Below are 23,499 nucleotides of genomic sequence, written 5' to 3'. Positions count from 1 at the left end.
AGGCAGTGCCAGCCTTAACTATGCTTGGGTCCTGAGCCATGCCTCGTGTGCCTTTGGAGTGAATTGGAATGCTGAGCACCCCTGCCTTAGCGCAACGCCGCTTTCCTCTGCATATCCATATCAGTGCAATGTTCACCTTGCTGTTGCTCCTGACGGGTGTGGTGCTGGGCCTCTACAACTACCAGCAGACCACGCGGCTGATCCTCGACAGCAGTGAAAAGCTTTTCCAGCGCATCGAGCTGGATGTACGCAGCGACGTCAAGGCCACCTACGATCCCATGCGCCATCTGCTCAGCCTGCTGGCGGGCTCGCCGGCGGCCCAGGCGGCGAACCTGGAAGACCGGTTGACCCTGCTGCGGCCTTTCAGCCAGGCCCTGCTGGACAACCCGGACCTGGCTTCGCTGTACCTGGGCTACGCCAATGGCGATTTCTTCATGGTGCGGCCACTGCGCAATCCGCAGATCCGCGAGAGGCGCCAGGCCCCGCAGAGCAGTGCCTACGAGGTGTGGAGCATCGAACGCGACTCGCGCACCGGCCAAGTCCATTCCCAATCGCTGTTCTATGACCCCACGCTGGTATTGATCGACCGCCTGGAGCACCCCGACGAGCGCTACGACCCACGTAACCGCGACTGGTTCTCCAGCGCCCGGGGCGACGCCGACCAGATCACTACCCGCCCCTATGTGTTCTTTTCCACCCAGAACGTCGGCACTACCCTGGCCCGGCACAGCGGCAAGATGGCCGTGATCGCCGCCGACCTGACCCTGGAACAGCTGTCCTCGACCCTGGCCAAGCACCGCGTCACACCCTCCACCGAGGTTGCCCTGCTGGATGACCTGGGCAACGTCGTGGCCTACCCGGACAGCCAGAAGCTGCTGCCGGAACAACGCAGTGCGCGGCTGGTCAAGGCGAACGACCTGAGCCCGGCGCTCGCTGCCCTGATGCGTGGCCAGACCGAAGGCGGCCATCTGCAGGCCCAGGGGCGCAGCTGGATTGTCGCCAGCGGCCATATCGCCGAGGGCGGCCCCGGCGGCTTGCAACTGGCGCTGCTGGTGCCCGAGGACGAACTTCTGGCCGACGCCTATCGCCTGCGCTGGCAAGGCGCGCTGATCACCCTCACCACCCTGCTGCTGTGCCTGCCCCTTGGTTGGCTGATCTCCCGGGTCCTGGTACGGCCGCTGCACGCCCTGGTGCAGGAAGCCGACGCGATCCGCAGTTTCGATTTCGACTATCCGGTTTCCCGGCGTTCACCGGTGCTGGAGGTTGATCAACTGAGCATCTCGATGGCGCGGATGAAAGACACCCTGGCGAGCTTTTTCGAGATCAACGCCAGCCTGTCCGCCGAAACCCGTTTCGACCCGCTGCTGCAACGGGTGCTGTTCGAGACCGTGAAGATCGCCCAGGCCCAGGCCGGCCTGATCTACCTCTGTGAAAGCAAGGGCACGCGCCTGGAGCCCCATGGGCTGATCATCGATGGCCAGCCCCAGGACATGACGCAGTTCCCCATCGGCTCCCGGGAACTGGCGGACAGCCGGACTCCCGAGTGGCTGAGCCAGCTGACCCACAACGACAGCGTGGTCACCACCCTGGGATTCGATCAGGCCGCGGACCTGCAGAGCGTGTTGCTGGCCCTCGACAGTCCCAGTGCGCACCTGATGGGCATCCGACTGCGCAACCGGCACAACGAAACCATAGGCATGCTCCTGCTGTTCCTGGTGGACAGCGGCGCCGAGGCCGACCTGGACAAACTCAGCCCGGACCGCATCGCCTTTATCCAGGCCGTGTCCGCCACCGCCGCCCTGTGCATCGAGAGCCAGCGCCTGCAGAACAAGCAGAAACAGTTGCTGGATGCCTTTATCCAGTTGCTGGCCGGGGCCATCGACGCCAAGAGCCCCTACACCGGCGGCCACTGCCAGCGGGTACCGGCCTTGACCCTGATGCTGGCCGAGGCGGCCGCCGCCAGCCAGGACCCGCGATTCGCTGCCTACCAGCCCGGCGAGGACGAGTGGGAAGCCTTGCACATCGCCGCCTGGCTGCACGACTGCGGCAAGGTCACCACCCCGGAATACGTGGTGGACAAAGCCACCAAGCTGGAAACCCTGAACAACCGCATCCATGAAATCCGCACCCGCTTCGAGGTGCTCAAGCGCGACGCCTGGATCGACTACTGGCGCGCCCTGGCCCTGGGCGGCGACGAACAGCCTCTTGCCGCCGAGCGCGAGGCCCGGCTGCTGGCCCTGGACGATGACTTCGCCTTTGTCGCCCGCTGCAACATGGGCACCGAATTCATGGCCGAGGCCGATCAGCAGCGCTTGCAGCGCATCGCCCAGCGCACCTGGAGCCGGACCCTGGACGATCGCCTGGGGGTTTCCTGGGAGGAGAACCAGCGCCAGGAACGCACCCCGGCGCCGAGCCTGCCGGTGCTGGAACCGCTACTGGCGGACAAGCCCGAACACCTGCTGGAGCGCAGCGCCACGGAAGTCATGGCGGCGGACAACCCCTGGGGCTTCAAACTGCAGGTGCCCAGCCACAAGTACAACCGTGGTGAGCTGTACAACCTGAGCATTGCCCGGGGCACGCTGACGGCCGAAGAACGCTATGTGATCAACCACCACATCGTGCAGACCATCATCATGCTCGAGCACCTGCCCTTCCCCAGCCACTTGCAGAACGTGGCGGAGATCGCCGGCGGCCACCACGAAAAGATGGACGGCACCGGCTACCCCAAGCAGCTCAAGCGCGAACAGATGAGCCTGCCCGCGCGGATGATGGCCATCGCCGACATCTTCGAGGCCCTGACGGCGGCAGACCGCCCCTACAAAAGGGGCAAGACCCTGAGCGAGGCGCTGAACATCATGGCCATGATGTGCCGCGATGCCCATATCGATCCCGAGCTGTTCGAGCTGTTCATCCAGCAGCGGATCTACCAGCGCTACGCGGAGCGTTTCCTGACGCCGCAACAGGTCGACCCGGTGGACCAGGATTCACTGCTCAAGAAGGCGGGCTTGAGCACCTGAGGGCTTCAGCAGTCGCTCAGGCGCAGAAAGATCGCCGCCAGTTGCTCGATTCCCGCCTGGTCGGCAACACCGAAGCGCGCCAGCTTCGGGCTGTCCAGGTCGAGCACACCGATCAACCGACCGTCCTTGACCAGCGGCACCACCAGCTCGCTGTTGGAGGCGCTGTCACAGGCAATGTGCCCGGCAAAGGCGTGCACATCTTCCACCCGCTGGGTCTGCAGAGTCGCCGCCGCGGTACCGCAGACGCCGCGGCCAAACGGAATCCGCACGCAGGCGATCTGCCCCTGGAACGGCCCGAGCACCAGCTCCTGGTTGCGGTTGAGGTAGAACCCCGCCCAGTTCAGGTCCTCCAGCTGGCTATAAAGGAAGGCTGAAAACTGCGCAGCGTTGGCGATGAAATCACGCTCATCGGCCAGCAGCGACTCCAACTGCGCGCACAGCAGCCCGTAACCGTCCAGGCCTTGGCCGGCGCTTTGCAAATCGATCATGCTTTTTGCTCCAACAACTGCAGGCCCACCCAATAGCGGGCAAATTGATAGGCACAACGGCCATTGCGGTTGCCCCGGCCGGTGGCCCAGCGTACCGCGAGGATGTCCAGTTCTTCGTCACGCTGCCAGTCGAGGCCGGCCTTGCGCGCCAGTTCGCCGATCCAATGCTCCACCACGTTGAGGAAGTGCTCCTGGGTGAAGGGATAGAACGACAGCCACAGGCCGAAACGGTCCGACAGGGCGATCTTGTCTTCCACGGCTTCACTGGGATGCAGCTCGCCGTCGACGCGCTTCCAGTTCTCGTTGTCGCTTTCCTTTTCCGGCACCAGGTGCCGGCGGTTCGAGGTGGCGTACAGCAGCACGTTCTCCGGGGCCTGCTCCAGGGAGCCGTCGAGCACGCTCTTGAGCACCCGGTAATCGCCCTCGCCGGCCTCGAACGAGAGGTCGTCGCAGAACAGCACGAAACGCTGGGGCAGCTTGACCAGCTGTTCCACCACCCGCGGCAGGTCCGCCAGGTGGTCGCGCTCGATCTCGATCAGCCGCAAGCCACCCTTGGCGTGCTCGGCCAGCAGGGCCCGTACCAGGGAAGACTTGCCAGTGCCACGCGAGCCCCAGAGCAGGGCATGGTTGGCTGGCAGGCCGTCAAGGAACTGCTGGGTGTTGCGCGCCAGTTGCTCACGCTGCTTGTCGACCCCGATCAGGTCGCTCAGGCGCATGTCCAGGCTGACTTCCAGCGGCAGCAGGAAACCGCTGCGCCCTTCACGCTGCCAGCGGGCCGCCAGGCACTGATTCCAGTCGATGGGCTGGCGCAGGGTGGGCAACAAGGGTTCAATCCGCGCCAGAACCGCATCGGCACGTTCAAGAAATGCATTCAATCGAGCATCCACGACTTTTCCTCAGGCACGTTCAAGGTAATGATGCGGCACACAGAGCAAACGCAATCCCGATCAAGGGGTCTATCGCTTTATCAGCTGCTGCCCGGCCAGCCCGGCAACCGAAAATGATCAGCTATGCTTGCGCAGCGAAGGGAAACGAAAGTGGTTCAACCCCCCATGGATATCAAGTTCACCAACCGCCTGTCCTATAAACAGGCCCGGCTCACCGTGCTGGTGGGTTTCATTCTGGGGACCGCGCTCAGTCTGCTGCAAATCGGCATCGATTATGCCAGCGAAGACGCCTCCATCAATCGTGAAATCCAATCGCTGCTGGAAATCAGCCACAATCCGGCCTCGCGCATCGCCTACAACATCGACGCCGAGCTGGCCCAGGAATTGACCCTGGGCCTGCTGCGCTCCCCGGCGATCATTCGCGCGCAATTGATCGACAACAACAATACCCTGCTGGCCAACGTCGAACGGCCACCGCAACAGAGCCGCTATCGGGCCATCAGCGACTTCCTGTTCGGCGCCGATCGCCAGTTCGAGGATCGCCTGTATCTGAGCCACCTGCCGGAGGAGTCCCTCGGCACCCTGCACCTGGATGTGGATACCTACGCCTTCGGCAGCCGTTTCCTGCGGCGTGCCGAAGTCACCCTGATCAACGGGTTCGCCCGCAGCCTGATCCTCACCGGAATTCTCCTGGCGCTGTTCTACGTGATGCTGACCAAGCCTTTGGTGCGGGTGATCCGCGAGCTCAGCAGCCGCGACCCGCGCAGCCCGAAACAGGCCAAGCTGGACTTTCCCCATGGCCACGAGAACGACGAGGTCGGGGTGCTGGTCAAGGTGGCCAACCAGCAGTTCGACATCATGGCCACCGAGATCCAGCAGCGACGCAACGCCGAAAACCGCCTGACCGAATACCTCGGGCAGCTGGAGAACATCGTCTCGGCACGCACCACCGAGCTCAAGGCCAGCAATGCCCGGCTCAGCCAGTCCAACGAGGAACTGGAGATCGCCCGGCGCACTGCCCTGGACATGGCCCAGGCCCGGGCGGCATTTCTGGCCAACATGAGCCACGAGATTCGCACCCCGCTCAATGGCCTGCTGGGGATGATCGCGCTGTCCCTGGACAGCCCGCTGAACCCCGAGCAGCGCCAGCAGCTGTCGATTGCCCATGACTCCGGCAAGGTCCTGGTGGAATTGCTCAACGATATTCTCGACATGTCCAAGTTCGACGCCGGGCAACTGGAGCTGGAGCGAATTCCCTTCGATCTCGGGGTACTGGTGGAGGACACCGCCAACCTGCTGTCGCAAAACGCCGCGGCCAGCGTGGAGCTGGCCTGCCTGATCGCCCCGGACTTCCCCGCCCTGGTACTGGGGGACCCGACCCGGGTGCGGCAGATCGTCAGCAACCTGCTGTCCAACGCCCTCAAGTTCACCCGTTTCGGCCGCGTCGATGTGCGCCTGAGCACCCTGGGCGACGGGGTGCGCATCGAGATCTGCGACACCGGCATCGGCATCGCCCAGGAAGCCCAGGTGCGCATCTTCCAGCCCTATACCCAGGCCGGCGCCGGCATCACTCGCCAATACGGCGGCACCGGCCTGGGCCTGGCCCTGACCTACAACCTCTGCGAAGCCATGGACGGCCGCCTGAGCATCAGTTCGGAAGTCGGCTTCGGCAGCCAGTTCTGCGCCGACCTGCCGCTGCCCTGCCACACTCCGGCCGCCCCGCCGCCGGCGCTGGCCGGGAAGATCATCGCCATCACCGAGGCCGGCAGCGGCCTCGCCGAGCTGCTGGCCAGCCTGTTGCCCAGTTGGGGCCTGAGCTATCAGCGCTGTGATATCGAGGACTCCCTGGCCGGCCTCGACCCCGACCTGCTGATCACCGACTGCCCGGAATGCCTGTTCGGCCTGCGCCCGGCGATCCGCGCGCCAATCCTGCTGGTGACCGCCTATGGCAGCTTCCTGCCCAGCGAAGAGGCCAACGCCCTGGCGCCGCTGCAACAGCAGGCCCGGCCCCTGGCGCGCAATGCGTTGTATCAGACCCTGCGACGCTCGTTGCTGGGGGAAACCATCACCCTCAACGACGCCCAGCTGGAAATGCCGGTGCAACGGCGCCGGGCGGACATTCTGCTGGTGGAGGACAACCCGGTGAACCAACTGGTGGCCAAGGGCATGCTGAGCAAGCTCGGCTGCGCGGTGACCGTGGCCGCCCATGGCGCCGAAGCCCTCAATCAGTTGGAGCTGCATCGTTTCGATCTGGTGCTGATGGACTGCAACATGCCGGTCATGGATGGCTACGAAGCCAGCCGGCAGATCCGGCGCAGCGGGCGCTGGCCGGATCTGCCGATCATCGCCCTGACAGCCAACGCCATGCCCGAGGAACGCGAACGCTGCCGCGCCGCCGGCATGAGCGACTACCTGGCCAAACCGTTCCGGCGCGAGGAACTGATCGCCCTGCTCGACCTCTGGGTGCCGACTACGACAAAGCTTTGATCTGCTGCAGCAGTTGATCCAGGCCGGCGCGCAGCTGATCGAGGTTATCCAGATCGATCCCGCTGTCGCACAGCAGCGCCGCCTTCAGCGGCGGCACCTGCTCACGCAGAGCCAGGCCGCTATCGCTCAAGCTCAAGTGCACCTCGCGCTCGTCGCGCCCGGACCGCTGGCGCTGCACCAGTTGCAACTGCTCCAGACGCTTGAGCAACGGGGTCAGGGTCCCGGAATCCAGGGCCAGGCGCTCGCCCAGGGCCTTGACCGTCGGCAGGGACGGAGGCGTTGCCTGCCATTCCCACAGCACCAGCATCACCAGGTACTGCGGGTAGGTCAGGCCCAGGCGGTCGAGCATCGGCTTGTAGCCACGGACCACCGCCCGCGAGGCGGCGTACAGCTTGAAGCACAGCTGGGAATCGAGTTTCAGTGAATCCACGGACAGGTCGTTCATTTGAGCAGGGCTTCGATCTCGCGGCTCAGGTCCTGGGGTTTGGTTGCCGGAGCGAAACGCTTGACCAGCTTGCCGTCCTGGCCGATCAGGAACTTGGTGAAGTTCCACTTGATGCCTTGGGAGCCAAGCACGCCGGGTGCGCGCTTTTTCAACTGCGCGAACAGTGGATGGGCCCCGGCGCCATTGACCTCGACCTTCTTGAACAGCGGGAAACTCACACCGTAGTTGAGCTCGCAGAACTCGGAGATCGCCCCTTCGTTGCCTGGTTCCTGCTTGCCGAACTGGTTGCAGGGAAAGCCCAATACCACCAGCCCCTGATCCTTGTAGGTCTGCCACAGCTCTTCGAGCCCCTTGTATTGCGGGGTGAAGCCGCACTTGCTGGCAGTGTTGACCACCAGCACGGCCTTGCCGGCGAAGTCCGCCAGGGTCTTTTGTTCACCCTTGATGGTGGTGCAGGGAATGGTCAGCAGTGAGTCGGTCATGACGGCAACTCCATGTGTGGAAGTAAGAGGCAGCAAAATAGCGCTCAATTAAATTGCATGCAATTTAATTGAACAAAAGGCGATTCCGAAGAATCGCCAACCGGTCAGCGCGGCACCAGGTCCAGGCACACCGAGTTGATGCAGTAACGCAGGCCGGTGGGCGGCGGGCCGTCCGGGAACACGTGGCCCAAGTGCGCGTCGCACTTGGCGCAGACCACTTCGGTACGGATCATGCCGTGGCTCATGTCACGGATCTCCACCATGGCGCTGTCGGCAATGGGCTCGTAGAAACTCGGCCAGCCACACCCGGAATCGAACTTGGCCTTGGAATCGAACAGCGGCTCATTGCAGCAGATGCAGTGATAGACCCCATCGGTCTTGGTGCCGTTGTACTTGCCCGAGAAGGGCCGTTCGGTGCCCTTGAGCCGGCAGACGTTGTACTGCTCCGGGTCGAGCATCGACCGCCATTCTTCCAGGGTTTTTTCCAGCTTTTCCATGGTCCTTCCTCTGCAACGGAAAAAGCCCGATCTGTGTCTTTTCCACGGATCGGGCGGCACGTATGATTGCGCCTCGTCAGACGCCAGTCTGGCAGCCGCGTTACACCCATTCAAACGGATTTTGCCGCAGCCGGTGCGGGTTACAGGCCGGTGTGACACGGCAGGATTCCCAGTACGGTAGTTCATCCTCCGCCTGGATCGTTCATTTTCGGGAACACATCGCCATGCAGGTCAGCAAATCGAACAAGCTCGCCAACGTCTGTTATGACATTCGCGGCCCAGTGCTCAAGCACGCCAAACGTCTGGAAGAGGAAGGCCACCGCATCCTCAAGCTGAATATCGGCAACCCGGCGCCCTTTGGTTTCGAAGCGCCGGACGAAATTCTCCAGGACGTGATCCGCAACCTGCCCACTGCCCAGGGCTACAGCGACTCCAAGGGCCTGTTCAGTGCCCGCAAGGCGGTGATGCAGTACTACCAGCAGAAGCAGGTGGAAGGTATCGGCATTGAAGACATCTACCTGGGCAACGGTGTTTCCGAACTGATCGTGATGGCCATGCAGGCCCTGCTCAACAACGGCGACGAAGTGCTGGTGCCGGCCCCCGACTACCCGCTGTGGACCGCCGCGGTGAGCCTGGCCGGCGGCAACCCGGTGCACTACCTGTGCGACGAGCAGGCCAACTGGTGGCCGGACCTGGCCGACATCAAGGCCAAGATCACCCCGAACACCAAGGCCCTGGTGATCATCAACCCGAACAACCCCACCGGCGCCGTCTACCCCAGGGAAGTGCTGCTGGGCATGCTGGAGCTGGCCCGCCAGCACAACCTGGTGGTGTTCTCGGACGAGATCTACGACAAGATCCTCTACGACGACGCCGTACACATCTGCACCGCCTCGCTGGCCCCGGACCTGCTGTGCCTGACCTTCAATGGCCTGTCCAAGTCCTATCGGGTAGCTGGTTTCCGTTCCGGCTGGGTGGCCATTTCCGGTCCCAAGCAGCACGCCCAGAGCTACATCGAAGGCATCGACATGCTGGCCAACATGCGCCTGTGCGCCAACGTGCCCAGCCAGCACGCCATCCAGACCGCACTGGGCGGCTACCAGAGCATCAACGACCTGGTGCTGCCCCCGGGCCGCCTGCTGGAACAGCGCAACCGCACCTGGGAACTGCTCAACGACATTCCCGGAGTCAGTTGCGTCAAGCCCATGGGCGCGCTGTATGCCTTCCCGCGGATCGACCCGAAGATCTGCCCGATCCACAACGACGAGAAGTTCGTCCTCGACCTGCTGCTCTCGGAAAAGCTCCTGGTGGTGCAAGGCACGGCCTTCAACTGGCCATGGCCGGATCACTTCCGCGTCGTGACCCTGCCGCGGGTGGATGACCTGGAGCAGGCCATTGGTCGGATCGGCAGCTTCCTCAAGTCCTACCGCCAGTAACGGAAAAATCGCAGTGCGATCCTTCTCTGGTCGCACTGCGATTAATTCAGCAACACATCTTCACTGCCCTGCTCCACTCCCCTTCTATAAGCTTGCACTTTCCGTCCCGCCCACTGTCACACCTCTGCACCGCAGCCGGGTGGCGGCCGCCCTGGCGTTGGCTCATGGCGTTGAACTACAAGCGTCTAGACCCGGCCTGTGCGACACAGTTTGAAATAGAAGCCGTATTGAATAGGCGGTTGTCGCACCTTATATACCCCGCAGTACGCTACATCTTTAGCTTGAGGAGATTTCTACAACCATGATGCGAATCCTGCTGTTTTTGGCCACTAACCTTGCGGTCGTGCTGATTGCCAGCATCACCCTGAGCCTTTTCGGCTTCAACGGGTTCATGGCGGCCAATGGGGTTGATCTGAACCTCAATCAGCTGCTGATTTTCTGTGCGGTCTTCGGTTTTGCCGGTTCGCTGTTCTCGCTGTTCATCTCCAAGTGGATGGCGAAGATGAGCACCAGCACGCAGATCATCACCCAACCGCGCACCCGCCATGAGCAATGGTTGCTGCAGACCGTCGAGCAACTGTCCCGCGAAGCGGGCATCAAGATGCCCGAAGTGGGTATTTTCCCAGCCTATGAGGCCAACGCCTTTGCCACCGGCTGGAACAAGAATGATGCGCTGGTAGCCGTCAGCCAGGGCCTTCTGGAACGTTTTTCGCCCGATGAAGTGAAAGCCGTGCTGGCCCACGAGATCGGCCACGTCGCCAACGGTGACATGGTGACCCTGGCACTGATCCAGGGTGTGGTGAACACTTTCGTGATGTTCTTCGCACGGATCATCGGCAACTTCGTCGACAAGGTGATCTTCAAGAACGAAGAAGGCCAGGGCATCGCCTACTACGTGGCGACCATCTTCGCCGAACTGGTTCTGGGTATCCTGGCCAGCGCCATCGTCATGTGGTTCTCGCGCAAACGCGAATACCGCGCCGACGAAGCCGGCGCCCGCCTGGCCGGCACCAACGCGATGATCGGCGCGCTGCAGCGCCTGCGTTCGGAACAGGGCCTGCCGGTGCACATGCCCGACACCCTGAATGCCTTCGGCATCAACGGTGGCATCAAGCAGGGCCTGGCTCGCATGTTCATGAGCCACCCTCCTCTGGAAGAGCGTATCGAGGCCCTGCGTCGTCGCGGCTGATCCACTGCAAGGCAATACCCAAAAGGGCGACGCAAGTCGCCCTTTTGCTTGGCCGCCAAAAACCTATCTCGCGGTACCCTGCTTGCTCAGGCGATAGACCCTCTCCACCAGCCGGGTCACGCCACCCTGGAGAAACTTCCAGCTCTCGCCAAGAATGTCGCGCTCCGTTTCTACCTGCAGTTGCCAGACGCCCCCCAGACGTTGCCGGACCTCATCGTCGAGCACCGCAAATGGCGGGCCGTCCAACTGCTCCTGGGCGTAATCCATGGTGATCAGCAGCCCCTTGCTGCCATTCGGCAACAGGCCATTGAGGTGAGCGGCATAGCGCTGTCGCATGGGCGAGGGCAAGGCAATCATGGCTGCACGGTCATACAGGGCCGTGCAATCAGCGGTGTCCTCGGCGGTCAGGGCAAAGAAATCACCGCACCAGAGCTCAATGGGCCCGTGGGCGTAGACCTTGAACACCCCGTGCTGGCTGATCTGCGGCTGCAACTGGTGCTCACGAAAGAAATCCTCCACCGCCTTTTCCGCCAGTTCGATGCCCAGCACCTCGAACCCTTGGTCGGCAAGCCAGATCAGGTCCAGGCTCTTGCCGCACAAGGGCACCAGCACGCGGCTTTGCGCCGCCAGGCCCAAGGCCGGCCAGTACTGCTGCAGGTAAGGGTTGACCTCTGCCAGGTGAAAGCCGATCTGATCGCGCTCCCAGCGCTTTTGCCAAAAGTCCGCTTGCATGAGAAGTCCTTAAAATTCGATCAAAAAGCGCTAAAACTTATATTAGATTTAGATCATTGATCTGATTGAAGATGGCGCATCTTAACCTTCAGGAGCCTCTTCATGCTTCCCAGCCTGTTCATCTCCCACGGCTCTCCCATGCTGGCGCTGGAACCCGGCGCCAGCGGCCCGGCCCTGGCTCGCCTGGCAGCCGAGCTGCCCCGGCCCAGGGCGATCCTGGTGGTCTCGGCCCACTGGGAAAGCTCCGATCTGCGGGTCAGTTGCAACCCGCACCCGGAAACCTGGCACGACTTTGGCGGCTTCCCCGCCGCGCTGTTTGCCGTGCAATACCCGGCCCCGGGCGATCCGGAACTGGCAGCCCAGGTAGTGGAGCTGCTCCAGGCCGAAGGCCTGCCCGCCCAACTGGACAGCCAGCGCCCCTTCGACCACGGCACCTGGGTACCGCTGTCGCTGATGTACCCGCAGGCGGACATCCCGGTGGTCCAGCTGTCTCTGCCCAGCCGCCTGGGCCCGGCCCTGCAGACCCGTATCGGCCATGCCCTCGCGGGCCTGCGGGAACAGGGCGTGTTGCTGATCGGCTCCGGCAGCATCACCCACAACCTGCGGGACCTGGACTGGCACGCTGGCCCGGAAAGCGTCGAACCCTGGGCCAAGGCCTTTCGCGACTGGATGATCGACAAGCTGGCGGCCGATGACCAGGCGGCCCTGCACGACTACCGCCAGCAGGCACCGAATGCCGTGCGCAGCCACCCCAGTGATGAACACCTGCTGCCGCTGTATTTCGCCCGGGGCGCCGGTGGCGAATTCAGCGTGGCCCACCAGGGCTTCACCCTGGGCGCCCTGGGCATGGACATCTACCGATTTGGCTGATGGCCGCCAGCGCCAAGGCAAATGACAGGCAAAAAAAATCCCCGAACCAGTCGGGGATTTTTTATGCCTGATCAATCAGCCCAGGGGCCGATCAATCTTCGCGATAGCGACGCAGCTTCAGTTGCTTGCCGGCAACGCGAGTGTCCTTGAGCTTGGTCAGCAGGCGGTCCAGACCGTCCTCCGGCAGCTCGACCAGGCTGAAGCTGTCACGCACCTGGATGCGGCCGATAGCTTCACGGGCCAGGCCGCCTTCATTGAGGATCGCGCCCAGAAGGTTCTTGGCAGCGATGCCGTCACGGGCACCCAGCGCGGTGCGGCAGCGTGCACGACCTTCGCCCAGAGGCATTGGCGCGCGACGCTCACGGTCACCACGATCAGGACGGTCACCGGAACGCTCAGGACGATCGCCACGTGGGGCGCTGTTGGGCACCAGTGGACGCTCTTTCTCGATCGCGGCCAGGTTCAGCGCTTGACCGTTGGTAGCCTTGCGCAGCAGGGCTGCGGCCAGGGCACGCGGGCTGCAACCGATGTCGGCGGTCAGGCGATCGAGCAGATCACCGTGGGTCGCTTCAGCATCAGCCACCAGCGGCGACAGGCTGTTGGTCAGCTTCTTGATGCGGGCATCGAGAACGGCTTGGGCGTCCGGCAGGCGAACTTCGGCAACCTTCTGACCGGTTACACGCTCGATCACTTGCAGCATGCGGCGCTCACGTGGAGTCACCAGCAGCAGCGCGCGGCCTTCGCGACCGGCACGGCCGGTACGGCCGATACGGTGCACGTAGGATTCCGGGTCGTAAGGCATGTCCACGTTGAATACGTGGGTGATGCGCGGTACGTCCAGACCACGGGCGGCTACGTCGGTCGCCACAACGATGTCCAGGCGGCCATCCTTGAGGGAGTCGATCACGCGCTCACGCTGGTTCTGGGCGATGTCGCCGTTCAGCGCAGCGGCTTTGTAGCCTTTGGCTTCCAGGGCACTGGCCAGGTCCAGGGTCGCTTGCTTGGTGCGCACGAACATGATCAGGGCGTCGAAATCTTCAACTTCCAGCAGGCTCAGAACGGCAGAGGTCTTCTGGTCGGCGTGAACCAGCAGGTGAGCCTGCTCGATTGCGGTGACGGTCTGGGTCTTGCTCTGGATCTTGACGTGTTTAGGGTCCTTCAGGTGACGCTCGGCGATGGCCCGGATCGACTGCGGCAGGGTGGCCGAGAACAGTACGGTCTGGCGGGTCTCCGGCATGGCCTTGAAGATCACTTCCAGGTCATCCATGAAGCCCAGCTTGAGCATCTCGTCGGCTTCGTCGAGAACCAGGTGGTTCACGGTGGCCAGGACTTTTTCGTCGCGACGCAGGTGGTCGCACAGACGACCCGGAGTGGCGACAACGATCTGTGCGCCATTACGGATTGCTTTCAGTTGTGGGCCCATCGGCGCACCGCCGTAGACGGCCACAACAGTCACGCCCGGCATTTGCTTGGCGTAGGTTTCGAAAGCGGTTGCTACTTGCAGCGCCAACTCACGGGTTGGGGCCAGGATCAGAGCTTGCGGCTCGCGCTTGGACGGATCAATGCGGTGCAGGATAGGCAGGGCAAAGGCAGCGGTCTTACCGGTACCGGTTTGCGCCTGACCAATCATATCGTGACCGGCAAGGATGATCGGGATCGACTGCTGCTGAATAGCCGAAGGCTCTTCATAGCCGGTAGCGACTACTGCAGCGACAATATTGGGATGAAGTTCAAGAGCGGCGAAGCCGCCGATTTCCTGGGTCATGGGTCTGCCTCTAAGTGCATCCGCAAAGACCCATGCTCCAAAGCTGCGCATGCCGTGTAAGACTCAAGAGTCACCCTGGCAGCTTTGTCGGCGGGGATTTGCGAAAACGATTGGATGAATGGATCGTCAAGGATAGTCCGCGCAGCGGACAAGCAGCCGAAGCTGACTTCGGGGAATTGCATTACCTAAACGTGGCCCGGCTAAAGGCCGGCGCGCACTATACCGGAATTACTCAAAAAAGGGAGTTTTTTTTATCGGAAAAATCCGCTGAACACCCGATTGTCATGGGCTTTGCGCAGACTTCGGCGGCGCGCTATTTTGCTCAGGCCCGGCGCTGTTGGTCATCGCGCTTAAACGGTTCACCTTTGTGCACGAAACCGCCCGCGCCAACCTCCCCTCTTTATTCCCAGGACAGCGCTCATGAATCAGCCCAGTGCCAGCCGTGTCAGCCGTGAACTACGTGGTCACCTGTTCCTTATCGGCCTGGACCGGGTGGCCAAGCGCAATGCCTTCGACCTCGAGCTGCTCAACCAGTTGAGCCTGGCCTACGGCGAGTTCGAAGCCAGCAGCGAGGCGCGAGTGGCGGTGGTGTTCGGCCACGGCGAGCACTTCACCGCAGGCCTGGACCTGGCCAATGTCGGCGCCGCCCTGGCCCAGGGCTGGCAAGCACCAGCCGGTGGCTGCGACCCCTGGGGCGTGTTCAGCGGCCCACGGGTGAACAAGCCGGTGATCGTCGCCGTACAAGGCTACTGCCTGACCATCGGCATCGAGCTGATGCTGGCCTCCGACATCAATCTCTGCGCCAGCAATACCCGCTTCGCGCAAATGGAGGTGCAACGCGGAATCTTCCCTTTCGGCGGCGCGACCCTGCGCCTGCATCAACTGGCCGGCTGGGGCAATGCCATGCGCTGGCTGCTGACCGGGGACGAATTCGATGCCCATGAAGCCCTGCGCCTGGGCCTGGTGCAGGAGGTCATGGCCAGCGAAGACCTGCTGCCCCGGGCTATCGAACTGGCCGAACGGATTGCCCGCCAGGCACCGTTGGGGGTGCAGGCGACTCTGATGTCGGCACGCCAGGCCAGGCTCGAAGGGGAAACGGTGGCCGCCCAGGGGCTGGCGCCGCTGGTGCACAAACTGATGAACAGTGAGGACGCCAAAGAGGGCGTGCGAGCGATGATCGAAAAACGGCCCGGGGTGTTCAAGGGCTGTTGAACAGGGGCCGGCAGATCGGCTTCGCCGGCCAGCCGGCGCCAGCAAGGGCTTATGTGGCCGGGCGGATCGCCTTGATCAAGGGTTGCAGGGAGTAGCCCAAGCGTGGGGCCAGGGCTTGGGCCCGGGCATTCAGGCCTGGCAGGTCCAGCTCTTGGTCGAGGTCGGACGGCACGATCAGAATCACGTTGCCCTCCTTCACCGGCAACTCCCAGTAATGGCGGTGATAGAGCCCGCGCAACAGGGCGGCGCCCAAGGGCTTGCCATCATCGGTGGCCCACTGGTTGATCACCAGCCAGCCGCCGGGGTTGAGGCGCTTCTGGCAGTTCTCCAGAAACCCCCAGGCCAGATGCCCGACGCCGGGGCCGACGTCGGTGTACAGGTCGACGAAGATCAGGTCGGCGGATTCAGCACTGTCCAGCAGCTCCAGGGCATCGCCGACTCTTATATATAGACGCGGATCGTCGTCCAGCCCCAGGTACTCGATAGCCAGGCGCGGCACGTCCGGTCGCAGTTCGATGGCTTCCACATCTTCCAGGGGCAGGAACTTCAGGCAGGCCTGGGTCAGGGTGCCGGCGCCCAGCCCGAGAAACAACGCGCTCTCCGGCGCCTCATGGCACAGGGCACCGATCAGCATGGCCCGGGTGTAGTCGTACTCCAGCCAACTGGGGTCCGCCGTGAACACACAGCTTTGCTCGATGGCATCGCCAAATTCGAGAAAACGATAGTCCGCCACTTCCAGGACCCGGATCATGCCGAATTCGTCATGCACTTCGGCGAGCAGGCGCTCGACGCGCTCCTCAGTCATTTCATCTCCTAGCCGCGCGGGCACAGAACCTTGCCGGCGCGATAAACCAACCGCTCGGCAGCGAGCGGGAAAGGCGCGATTGTCGGCCAAGCGAGAGGAGCAGGTCACGCACTAATTTGCTGCTAACATGCCCCTCCCACCGTTAAAGCACTCGAGTCCGCGATGAGCCAACCCTGGAGCCCCGACAGCTGGCGCGCCCTGCCGATCCAGCAACAACCCCACTACCCCGATGCCGCGCACCTGCTGCAGGTCGAGCAAAGCCTGGCCAGTTATCCACCGCTGGTGTTTGCCGGTGAAGCCCGGGAGTTGCGTCGCCAGTTTGCCGAAGTCACCCAGGGCCGGGCGTTCCTGTTGCAGGGTGGCGATTGTGCCGAGAGCTTCGCCGAATTCTCCGCGGCGAAGATTCGCGACACCTTCAAGGTGCTGCTGCAGATGGCCATCGTCATGACCTTTGCCGCCGGCTGCCCGGTGGTCAAGGTCGGGCGCATGGCCGGCCAGTTCGCCAAGCCGCGCTCGGCCAACGATGAAACCATCAATGGCGTGACCTTGCCGGCCTATCGCGGCGACATCGTCAACGGCATCGGCTTCGATGAAAAAAGCCGGGGGCCGGACCCCGACCGCCTGCTGCAGTCCTACCACCAGGCCACCGCCACCCTCAACCTGCTGCGAGCCTTCGCCCAGGGCGGTTTCGCCGACCTGCACCAGGTGCACAAGTGGAACCTGGACTTCATCGCCAACTCGGCCCTGGCCGAGAAGTACAGCCAACTGGCAGACCGCATCGACGAAACCCTGGCCTTCATGCGTGCCTGCGGCCTGGACAGCGCGCCGCAACTGCGCGAAACCAGCTTCTTCACCGCCCACGAAGCGTTGCTGCTCAACTATGAAGAAGCCTTCGTGCGCCGCGACAGCCTGACCAACGACTACTACGACTGCTCGGCGCACATGCTGTGGATCGGCGATCGCACCCGGCAACTGGACGGCGCCCACGTGGAGTTCCTGCGCGGGGTGAATAACCCGATCGGGGTCAAGGTCGGCCCGAGCATGAACACCGACGAACTGATCCGCCTGATCGATATCCTCAACCCGGAAAACGATCCCGGCCGCCTCAACCTGATCGTGCGCATGGGGGCGAACAAGGTTGGCGATCACCTGCCACAGCTGATTCGCGCGGTGGAAAGCGAAGGCAAGCAGGTGCTGTGGAGCTCGGACCCGATGCACGGCAACACCATCAAGGCCAGCAGCGGCTACAAGACCCGGGATTTCGCGCAGATCCTCACCGAGGTCAAGCAGTTCTTCCAGGTCCACCAGGCCGAAGGCAGCTATGCCGGTGGCATCCATATCGAGATGACCGGGCAGAACGTCACCGAATGCATCGGCGGTGCCCGGCCGATTACCGAGGATGGCTTGTCGGACCGTTACCACACCCATTGCGACCCGCGGATGAATGCCGACCAGTCTCTGGAACTGGCCTTCCTGATTGCCGAGACCTTGAAGCAGGTCAAACGCTAAGAGCGCTTTCGCCGGCAAACCCGCTCCTGCAAGGGCTGTGTAGGAGCGGGCTGGCCCGCGAAGCTCTTCACCCCAGCACCTCACGCAGGCGTCGCGCGCCATCACGCTGGCAATTGAGCTGAATCTGTTCCAACCCCAGCCAGTCGGCCATCTTTCGCAATTGCAGGGCCAATGCCCGGACACCCTCGTCGTCCAGACCGAATGGCTCCTCATGCACCGCGTGCACCGCCAGACGCCCCTGGGCCCGCTCCGCCCGCAGGTCGACCCGGGCGGCAATCCGCTCGTTGTGCAGGAACGGCAGCACATAATAGCCATAGACCCGCTTGTGCTCAGGCGTGTAGATCTCCAGGCGGTAGCGGAAATCGAACAGCCGCTCGGTACGGCTACGCTCCCAGATCAGGGAATCGAAAGGTGACAACAGCGCGCTGGCTTCGACCTTGCGCGGCACCCGCGCCTCGGGCAGGCAATAGGCACTTTGCTTCCAGCCCTGGACCTCACAGCCCAGCAGTTCGCCGGACTCGCACAACTCAGCAAGCCGCGCGCGACTATCGCCGGGATCGAGGCGAAAGTAGTCCCGCAGGTCCTTTTCCGTGGCTACCCCCAGTGCCCCGGCCGCCTGCAGCAGCAACCGGCGCTGGGCCTGGGCTTCCTCCAACGGCATCTGCTGGAGGATCGCCGCCGGGATCACTCGTTCCGGCAAGTCATACAGACGCTCGAAACCGCGGCGGCCGGACACCGTCACCTCACCGGCAGCGAACAGCCATTCCAGGGCATGCTTCTCATCGCTCCAGTCCCACCAGGGGCCGGCCCGTTCTTCGCGGGTGGAGAGGCTGCCGGCCCCCAGCGCGCCCTGCTGCTCCACGGCCGCCAGCACCCGGCGCAGAGTGGCCTGGCGTTCCTGGCCGAAACGCGCCAGTTGCGAGTAGATACCCTGCCCCTGGCGTGCACGCTGCATGCGCCAGCGCATCAAGGGGTACATGGACATCGGCAGCAGCGAGGCCTCATGCCCCCAGTACTCGAACAAGGTGCGCTGGCGCCCCTGGCTCCAGGCGGCCTGATCGAGCAGCTGCTGTGGATAACTGCCAAGACGGGAAAACAGCGGCAAGTAATGGGCGCGCACCAGGGCGTTGACCGAATCGATCTGCAACAGGCCCAGGCGCTCGATCTGCTGATTGAGTCGGGAGGCCTTGATCGATGCCGGCGGCTGGCGCCCGCCGAAGCCTTGGGCGGCCAGCGCCAGCCGGCGGGCCTGCTTTAGCGAGAAAGAAGGTAGTGCGGGCATGAGCGTCTCCTGGTCTGCCCGCACGCTAGCGCACCCTGGACCGGCTTGTGTAGTGGCCACCGGGTTATTTGTGCATCGGATCGTCCCAGAACGGGCGGACCGCTTCATGCTCCACATCCGCCCGGCTCAACCCCAGGTCATGCAGGGCCGAATCGCTCAGGCCGGCAAGCATCCGGCGCTCCTGCGCCAACTCGTGCCAGCGGACCACCTGGCGCCATAGTGCACGTAACGACAACGCCTGAATTGGCAGTTTGTGAACCAGCAGATAACCCTTTTGCGCTTTCATGATCCTGTCCTCCAGTGGGGATGAGCACAGTCTCTTCCCCGAACAAGGATCAATCCAACGAATGTTTCTTATGCAATACATCTCAGAGTTTGATGCCCTGGTTCCCCACCGGTGTTTCCAGGGACCGCTTTCAGATCCGGTAATCCCCGGGCCAGCCGCCCAGTGGGTCGCGACCGAAACCATCGAGGCTGGCCGCCGCCGACTCTTCACAGGCCAGCAGGCTGTAGCCGCCAAGATCATCGGGCAACGGCAGAGCCGAAGGGGGAGTCAGGACAATGGACGGGTGCAGTTGCCCGAGCAACTCTTGCACCGTGCTGCTGACCGCGGGCCGGGCGCCGTTGATGGCCAGCACCGCCGCCTGCGGGGTCAGGGCTTCGGCAAGGACGGTGTAGCCATGGTTACTGCAACTGACCGGCAACCGGTGTTCCTGGCGCTGTTCCTCGATGACGCGGGCCGGCTGCTCCTCCACCGACAGGACCACCCCGCAACAGCCGGTTGCAGCAATGATCCGCGCGTCCGGGTAGTGGTTGCGCAGGCTGCTGTAGGTGGACTGCTTGCCGGTGAGCACGATCAGGCCATCGCGCCCATGAAACTGCCGCACCAGCTCTGCCGAGGATTCCTCACTGACCCGCAGCCAATCCTGTACGCCAAGCACGGCCGCCAACTCGCCAATCACTGCACTGGCCTCCTGATAACGGTCGTGACGCACCGACACCGTGGTGGGTATGCCCATCAAGGCAAAGGGCGCGGCGCGGCGGATTGCATGCAGACAAAAGCCGTAATAGGGCAGCAGGCACAGGACTTCCTGGCCATAGCCCTGACCCGCCCCCTGGTCATCCAGGCTCTCCCTGGCGCGAATCAGCCCCCAGCGAAACAGCGACAGGAGCTCGCCATGCAACACATCGCGCCACTTTTCCAGAGCCATCCTGGGTTCTGGCAAGCGCCTGGCCAGGGCCTCGAAGTCATCACGCTCGAATAACAATTCCTGCAACTGCGCCAGGGGCTCCAGGTTCTGGAAATAGGGCTGGTTCATGTTGCGCTCCAGGCCTGGCGCTGCAGCACCGCGTCCTTGCCGGTGCAATAGTGCTGGCGGATGCCATCCAGAAAGCTCCAGGCCAGTGACGGCAGCATGGCCGCACGTGCCACCGAGTCACGGCCCACGTCGCCCCGCGCCAGCAGGTACTCGATGTTGAGCGACGGCCGCTGATCGTGGCCCAGCTCGTCATCCAGTTCGTCATGGGCCGCCATGGCCCCCAGCAACGCTGCACAGCGCGGGTTGTTGGCGGACACCTGCGAGTAGAAACGCAGGTGACGATCATCGCCACGGCATTCGCTCAGGCTTTTTTGCAGATAGGTCGAACCGATCAGGTAGCCCTTCCAGTCATGCCGTGCCAGGTCGCTGAGATAACCGACAAAGGCAGTGGTGGTCGGCAAGGGTCGCATCGCTTCCGGGCGCCGGACTCCCAGTTCGCGCAGCCTGGGCTTGAGGATGTCGCAGTGGGTCAGCTCATCCTGCAGGTGCTGCAACAGGTTCTCGCGGATCCGCGCATCCGCACAGGCGGCAATGGCCGGGCTGACATGTCGGGTCGCCGAGGCCAGGTAATGATAGTTCTCCAGCATGTAGCCGATGATCAGCTCATCTGCGCAGCCCTCGGTCATCTGTTGCCACAGGCCGTGGCCGTCCACCGATACCAGCCAGTCGGTGGTCATCTGTTCGATGGCCGCCACACTCTCGGCGCTGGAGCTCTGGCCATTGAGCAACTGCTCATGCACCTGGCTGATCAGTGCGCCAAAAGGCGCCGGGCTCATGACCAGTTGCGTCATTCGCGGCCCCAGGGCATAGCAGGACGCAACGACGGTATCGGCAGGGTTGTCATCGCCGCAACGCTCACCGTTGACCAGGCTCATCACACTGGACGGCCAGACCGGCAGGCCCTGGAAAATTTCCACGTCCAGGGGCGAATCAGCGGCGTGCAACAGTTGGTCCAGCCCCTCCTCGGCCACCAGTTGGGCCGCGGTGACAATGGAGCTGGCACATCCCTGCTCCAGCGCAGTCAGCCAGCGGTAGATCATTTCGCTGAGGCTGCAGACTGCATTGAGCACCGTGGCCACTACCGGCGCGGGGTAGCAGTCCTGGGTGCGCACGGCCTTCTTCCAGTTATCCGAATGCCCATACTGGATGTCGGTGGAAAAATGCCCCAGCACCTTGTCTGTCGCCTTGCGGCTCAACAGGTTGTGGCCCACCAGCAACTCATGCCAACCCAGCACCGCCTCCTGCTCCACCGAGGAGTGCTCCATGAAACCGGAGCAGGCCGCCGACACCAGCTCGCCCATGGCCGCGATCTGCCGGGACAGGTGAATCCACTCCAGGGTTGCGGGCAAAGGCCGGGCCAGCCTGACCATGTCGCCGGAACAGCCGATCAGCTCCAGGGCCTCATTGAAGAACTGCGCATGATCCCACTCCTCCAGCGCATGCCTGGACAGCATCAGGGAGATCGGCGACAACCCTATGCCCGGGCTGACCGAGGGGCACATCCTCGAGGCCGCGGCAGCCAGGTAGTGCCGGGTTTCCAGGATATAAGCGTAGAGCGCAGCTTGATCACCCTCTCTTATCTTTCGCCAGATGGGGTGACCATAAACAAACTCTTCTGCAGCGGTATATTGCTCGTTCAGCAGAAAAATAACTTCTTCCGCATTGAACTGGGCGCCCAGCGCCGACAAGTTGAGACTCTGGGCAATGCGTTCGACAATAAAAGCATTATCACTAAGTGTAGAGATAGGCGCTTCCAGACTTCCCAGCAGCAGTACCGAGTGACTGCCGATAGTGCTGCGCGCTAAAAATGGAGGGCTACGCAACGGTTCAGATATATCGATATGAGTAGTTCGAGTAGTGAGGTCCATTTCTGATCCTGCCCTCCAAAGCGTTAGCGTCATTTACTCGACGATGGCTGCCCTAAGTTGCTTCGCCGCCTTCTCCGTACGTTCCACCAGGCCCACCAGCGCCTTGAGGTCTTCCGGCGCCAGCTTGCCGGCCTTGAGCTTGGTCTTGAGCTGTGTCAGCTCGGCAGTGGTTGGCTCAGTGTGTTCCGTTTTCACGTTCATGAAAGGACCCTCCAAAGTTGGTCGCAATCCCAGTACAGACCATCTGTACATGGCAAGCGCAACACTAGTAGCGGATGTTTCTTTAGGCAAACCCAAACAACGACAAAGTTGACCATTAATCGGCCCAGGGCATATTCATTGATTTTTATCGCGCAGCGAAATTAGCAAACGACAACTTATAGCCAACACTCCAGACCTTTTTGAAAACTTATAGCCAGCACCGATAAGGCTTATCGCCAATAACACAGCACAACTAAAGCCAAAGACAAAACCAATAAAAGCCACGAGCATTAATTGCTGGATCGAACATCATTTATCCGCAGTACTACTTGAACTGAAGGAGCACTATCGACACTCTGTTATCCAGCTATCCCTATTGCGATTGCCCAGCACTACTGATCAGGAGGAAGCGTCATGAGAGACATGCTGAGCGTGGACTGGTCGCGTATCCCGCCCCCCCAGGACGATGGCGCAGCCCGTCACTTGCAAGGCCTGCACTTGCCAGGGCTGCGATTGCCCTCCACCTCGGGCGAAGGGGTCGACCTGTCGACGCTGCCCGGCATAACGGTGCTCTATGTCTACCCGCGCATGGGACGACCGGATTTGCCGCTGCTGGAGGGCTGGGACATGACCCCCGGCGCCCGCGGCTGTACCCCGCAGTCCTGCGGCTTTCGCGACCTGGCCGAGGAACTCGCGGCCGCCGGGGCGGCGAACCTGTTCGGCCTCTCGAGCCAGGACTGCGACTATCAACGTGAAGCCGTCGAGCGACTGCACCTGCCCTTTGCCCTGCTCTCCGATGCACAGGGGCAATTGACCGAGGCCCTGGGGCTGCCGATGTTCGAATTGAACGCCACCCGCTTCCTGAAACGCCTGACTCTGATTCTCAAGGCCGGGCAGATCGAAAAGGTGTTCTACCCGGTGTTTCCACCGGACCAGAACGCCCGGCAGGTGCTGGCCTGGCTGCAAGCGCAACGCCAGGGATGACGCCGTGGCCTTTCGAGGAATAAG

Annotated in this window: 21 protein-coding genes; 8 read left to right on the top strand and 13 right to left on the bottom strand. The window is 62.7% G+C overall.

Annotated features, from left to right (window positions below):
• The first annotated feature begins 68 nt into the window (after nucleotides 1-68).
• The gene (locus AC1RL5_RS26850; RefSeq protein WP_492589402.1) at nucleotides 69-3,017 is read left to right on the top strand and encodes an HD domain-containing phosphohydrolase; all 2,949 of its coding nucleotides are present in this window, start codon (nucleotides 69-71) and stop codon (nucleotides 3,015-3,017) included.
• A gap of 5 nt (nucleotides 3,018-3,022) precedes the next feature.
• Here the strand turns inward: AC1RL5_RS26850 and AC1RL5_RS26845 are convergent, their stop codons facing one another.
• Nucleotides 3,023-3,505 (bottom strand): GAF domain-containing protein, encoded by a 483-nt coding sequence (locus tag AC1RL5_RS26845; RefSeq protein ID WP_011062515.1) that lies wholly within the window; start codon nucleotides 3,503-3,505, stop codon nucleotides 3,023-3,025.
• Nucleotides 3,502-4,392 carry an ATP-binding protein gene (locus tag AC1RL5_RS26840; protein ID WP_019092871.1) on the bottom strand — a complete coding sequence of 297 codons (891 nt, stop codon included), beginning with the start codon at nucleotides 4,390-4,392 and terminating at the stop codon, nucleotides 3,502-3,504. Before AC1RL5_RS26840 ends, AC1RL5_RS26845 begins: the two co-directional genes overlap by 4 nt.
• A 165-nt stretch (nucleotides 4,393-4,557) precedes the next feature.
• Here AC1RL5_RS26840 and AC1RL5_RS26835 point away from each other — a divergent pair, with 165 nt between their 5' ends.
• Entirely contained in the window at nucleotides 4,558-6,879 is a 2,322-nt protein-coding gene (locus tag AC1RL5_RS26835; protein ID WP_011062517.1) for a hybrid sensor histidine kinase/response regulator, read from the top strand.
• Here AC1RL5_RS26835 and AC1RL5_RS26830 read toward each other — a convergent pair.
• The 3 genes from AC1RL5_RS26830 to msrB all read right to left on the bottom strand — a co-directional run bounded on the left by AC1RL5_RS26830 (nucleotide 6,863) and on the right by msrB (nucleotide 8,303).
• Entirely contained in the window at nucleotides 6,863-7,324 is a 462-nt protein-coding gene (locus AC1RL5_RS26830) for a MarR family winged helix-turn-helix transcriptional regulator (protein WP_072450614.1), read from the bottom strand. The two genes, AC1RL5_RS26835 and AC1RL5_RS26830, sit on opposite strands and share 17 nt — an antisense overlap.
• Nucleotides 7,321-7,806, bottom strand: coding sequence for a glutathione peroxidase (locus tag AC1RL5_RS26825; RefSeq protein WP_011062519.1), 486 nt, complete (start codon nucleotides 7,804-7,806; stop codon nucleotides 7,321-7,323). The genes AC1RL5_RS26830 and AC1RL5_RS26825 overlap by 4 nt, the downstream gene beginning before the upstream one ends.
• Nucleotides 7,807-7,910: 104 nt before the next feature.
• Nucleotides 7,911-8,303, bottom strand: a complete 393-nt coding sequence (gene msrB / locus AC1RL5_RS26820) for a peptide-methionine (R)-S-oxide reductase MsrB (RefSeq protein ID WP_011062520.1) — start codon at nucleotides 8,301-8,303, stop codon at nucleotides 7,911-7,913.
• Nucleotides 8,304-8,527: 224 nt separating this feature from the next.
• On the opposite strand from msrB, the gene AC1RL5_RS26815 reads away from it, so the two are divergent.
• A complete protein-coding gene (locus tag AC1RL5_RS26815; RefSeq protein ID WP_011062521.1) occupies nucleotides 8,528-9,739 on the top strand; it encodes a pyridoxal phosphate-dependent aminotransferase in 1,212 nt (403 codons plus the stop codon).
• Between the two features lie 301 nt (nucleotides 9,740-10,040).
• Nucleotides 10,041-10,928, top strand: a complete 888-nt coding sequence (gene htpX, locus AC1RL5_RS26810) for a protease HtpX (protein ID WP_015636531.1) — start codon at nucleotides 10,041-10,043, stop codon at nucleotides 10,926-10,928.
• Nucleotides 10,929-10,991: 63 nt separating this feature from the next.
• Here htpX and AC1RL5_RS26805 read toward each other — a convergent pair whose 3' ends face one another.
• On the bottom strand, nucleotides 10,992-11,660 hold the full coding sequence (locus AC1RL5_RS26805; RefSeq protein WP_072442864.1) for a thiopurine S-methyltransferase: 669 nt from the start codon (nucleotides 11,658-11,660) through the stop codon (nucleotides 10,992-10,994).
• Nucleotides 11,661-11,762: 102 nt separating this feature from the next.
• Here AC1RL5_RS26805 and AC1RL5_RS26800 point away from each other — a divergent pair, with 102 nt between their 5' ends.
• Complete coding sequence (locus AC1RL5_RS26800; RefSeq protein ID WP_053159698.1) at nucleotides 11,763-12,530, top strand: DODA-type extradiol aromatic ring-opening family dioxygenase; 768 nt, start codon at nucleotides 11,763-11,765, stop codon at nucleotides 12,528-12,530.
• Nucleotides 12,531-12,621: 91 nt separating this feature from the next.
• Here the strand turns inward: AC1RL5_RS26800 and AC1RL5_RS26795 are convergent, their stop codons facing one another.
• Nucleotides 12,622-14,295, bottom strand: coding sequence for a DEAD/DEAH box helicase (locus AC1RL5_RS26795; RefSeq protein ID WP_011062525.1), 1,674 nt, complete (start codon nucleotides 14,293-14,295; stop codon nucleotides 12,622-12,624).
• A 420-nt stretch (nucleotides 14,296-14,715) separates the two neighbouring features.
• Here AC1RL5_RS26795 and AC1RL5_RS26790 point away from each other — a divergent pair, with 420 nt between their 5' ends.
• Entirely contained in the window at nucleotides 14,716-15,507 is a 792-nt protein-coding gene (locus AC1RL5_RS26790) for a crotonase/enoyl-CoA hydratase family protein (protein ID WP_015636533.1), read from the top strand.
• Nucleotides 15,508-15,556: 49 nt separating this feature from the next.
• On the opposite strand, the gene AC1RL5_RS26785 is transcribed toward AC1RL5_RS26790, so the two are convergent.
• Nucleotides 15,557-16,312: a spermidine synthase gene (locus tag AC1RL5_RS26785; RefSeq protein WP_011062527.1), complete on the bottom strand. Its 756-nt coding sequence runs from the start codon at nucleotides 16,310-16,312 to the stop codon at nucleotides 15,557-15,559.
• A 162-nt stretch (nucleotides 16,313-16,474) separates the two neighbouring features.
• Between AC1RL5_RS26785 and AC1RL5_RS26780 the strand changes: the two genes are divergently transcribed.
• The gene (locus AC1RL5_RS26780; RefSeq protein ID WP_093407887.1) at nucleotides 16,475-17,821 is read left to right on the top strand and encodes a class II 3-deoxy-7-phosphoheptulonate synthase; all 1,347 of its coding nucleotides are present in this window, start codon (nucleotides 16,475-16,477) and stop codon (nucleotides 17,819-17,821) included.
• A 67-nt stretch (nucleotides 17,822-17,888) separates the two neighbouring features.
• Here AC1RL5_RS26780 and AC1RL5_RS26775 read toward each other — a convergent pair whose 3' ends face one another.
• The 5 genes from AC1RL5_RS26775 to AC1RL5_RS26755 form a co-directional block, all read right to left on the bottom strand.
• A complete protein-coding gene (locus AC1RL5_RS26775; RefSeq protein ID WP_093407882.1) occupies nucleotides 17,889-19,103 on the bottom strand; it encodes a winged helix-turn-helix domain-containing protein in 1,215 nt (404 codons plus the stop codon).
• A gap of 64 nt (nucleotides 19,104-19,167) precedes the next feature.
• Nucleotides 19,168-19,389 (bottom strand): DUF1127 domain-containing protein, encoded by a 222-nt coding sequence (locus AC1RL5_RS26770; protein ID WP_041119391.1) that lies wholly within the window; start codon nucleotides 19,387-19,389, stop codon nucleotides 19,168-19,170.
• 130 nt (nucleotides 19,390-19,519) lie between these two features.
• Entirely contained in the window at nucleotides 19,520-20,422 is a 903-nt protein-coding gene (locus AC1RL5_RS26765; protein ID WP_145712484.1) for a hypothetical protein, read from the bottom strand.
• Nucleotides 20,419-21,876, bottom strand: a complete 1,458-nt coding sequence (locus AC1RL5_RS26760; protein ID WP_176876736.1) for a thiaminase II/PqqC family protein — start codon at nucleotides 21,874-21,876, stop codon at nucleotides 20,419-20,421. The genes AC1RL5_RS26765 and AC1RL5_RS26760 overlap by 4 nt, the downstream gene beginning before the upstream one ends.
• Before the next feature lie 447 nt (nucleotides 21,877-22,323).
• Nucleotides 22,324-22,491, bottom strand: coding sequence for a hypothetical protein (locus AC1RL5_RS26755; protein WP_492589403.1), 168 nt, complete (start codon nucleotides 22,489-22,491; stop codon nucleotides 22,324-22,326).
• A 414-nt stretch (nucleotides 22,492-22,905) separates the two neighbouring features.
• Between AC1RL5_RS26755 and AC1RL5_RS26750 the strand changes: the two genes are divergently transcribed.
• A complete protein-coding gene (locus tag AC1RL5_RS26750; RefSeq protein WP_492589404.1) occupies nucleotides 22,906-23,475 on the top strand; it encodes a peroxiredoxin in 570 nt (189 codons plus the stop codon).
• Nucleotides 23,476-23,499 lie beyond the last annotated feature (24 nt).

This window comes from Pseudomonas sp. GW822-FHT06D10 (assembly GCF_058799535.1).
This window is presented reverse-complemented; position numbering and strand designations above follow the sequence as displayed.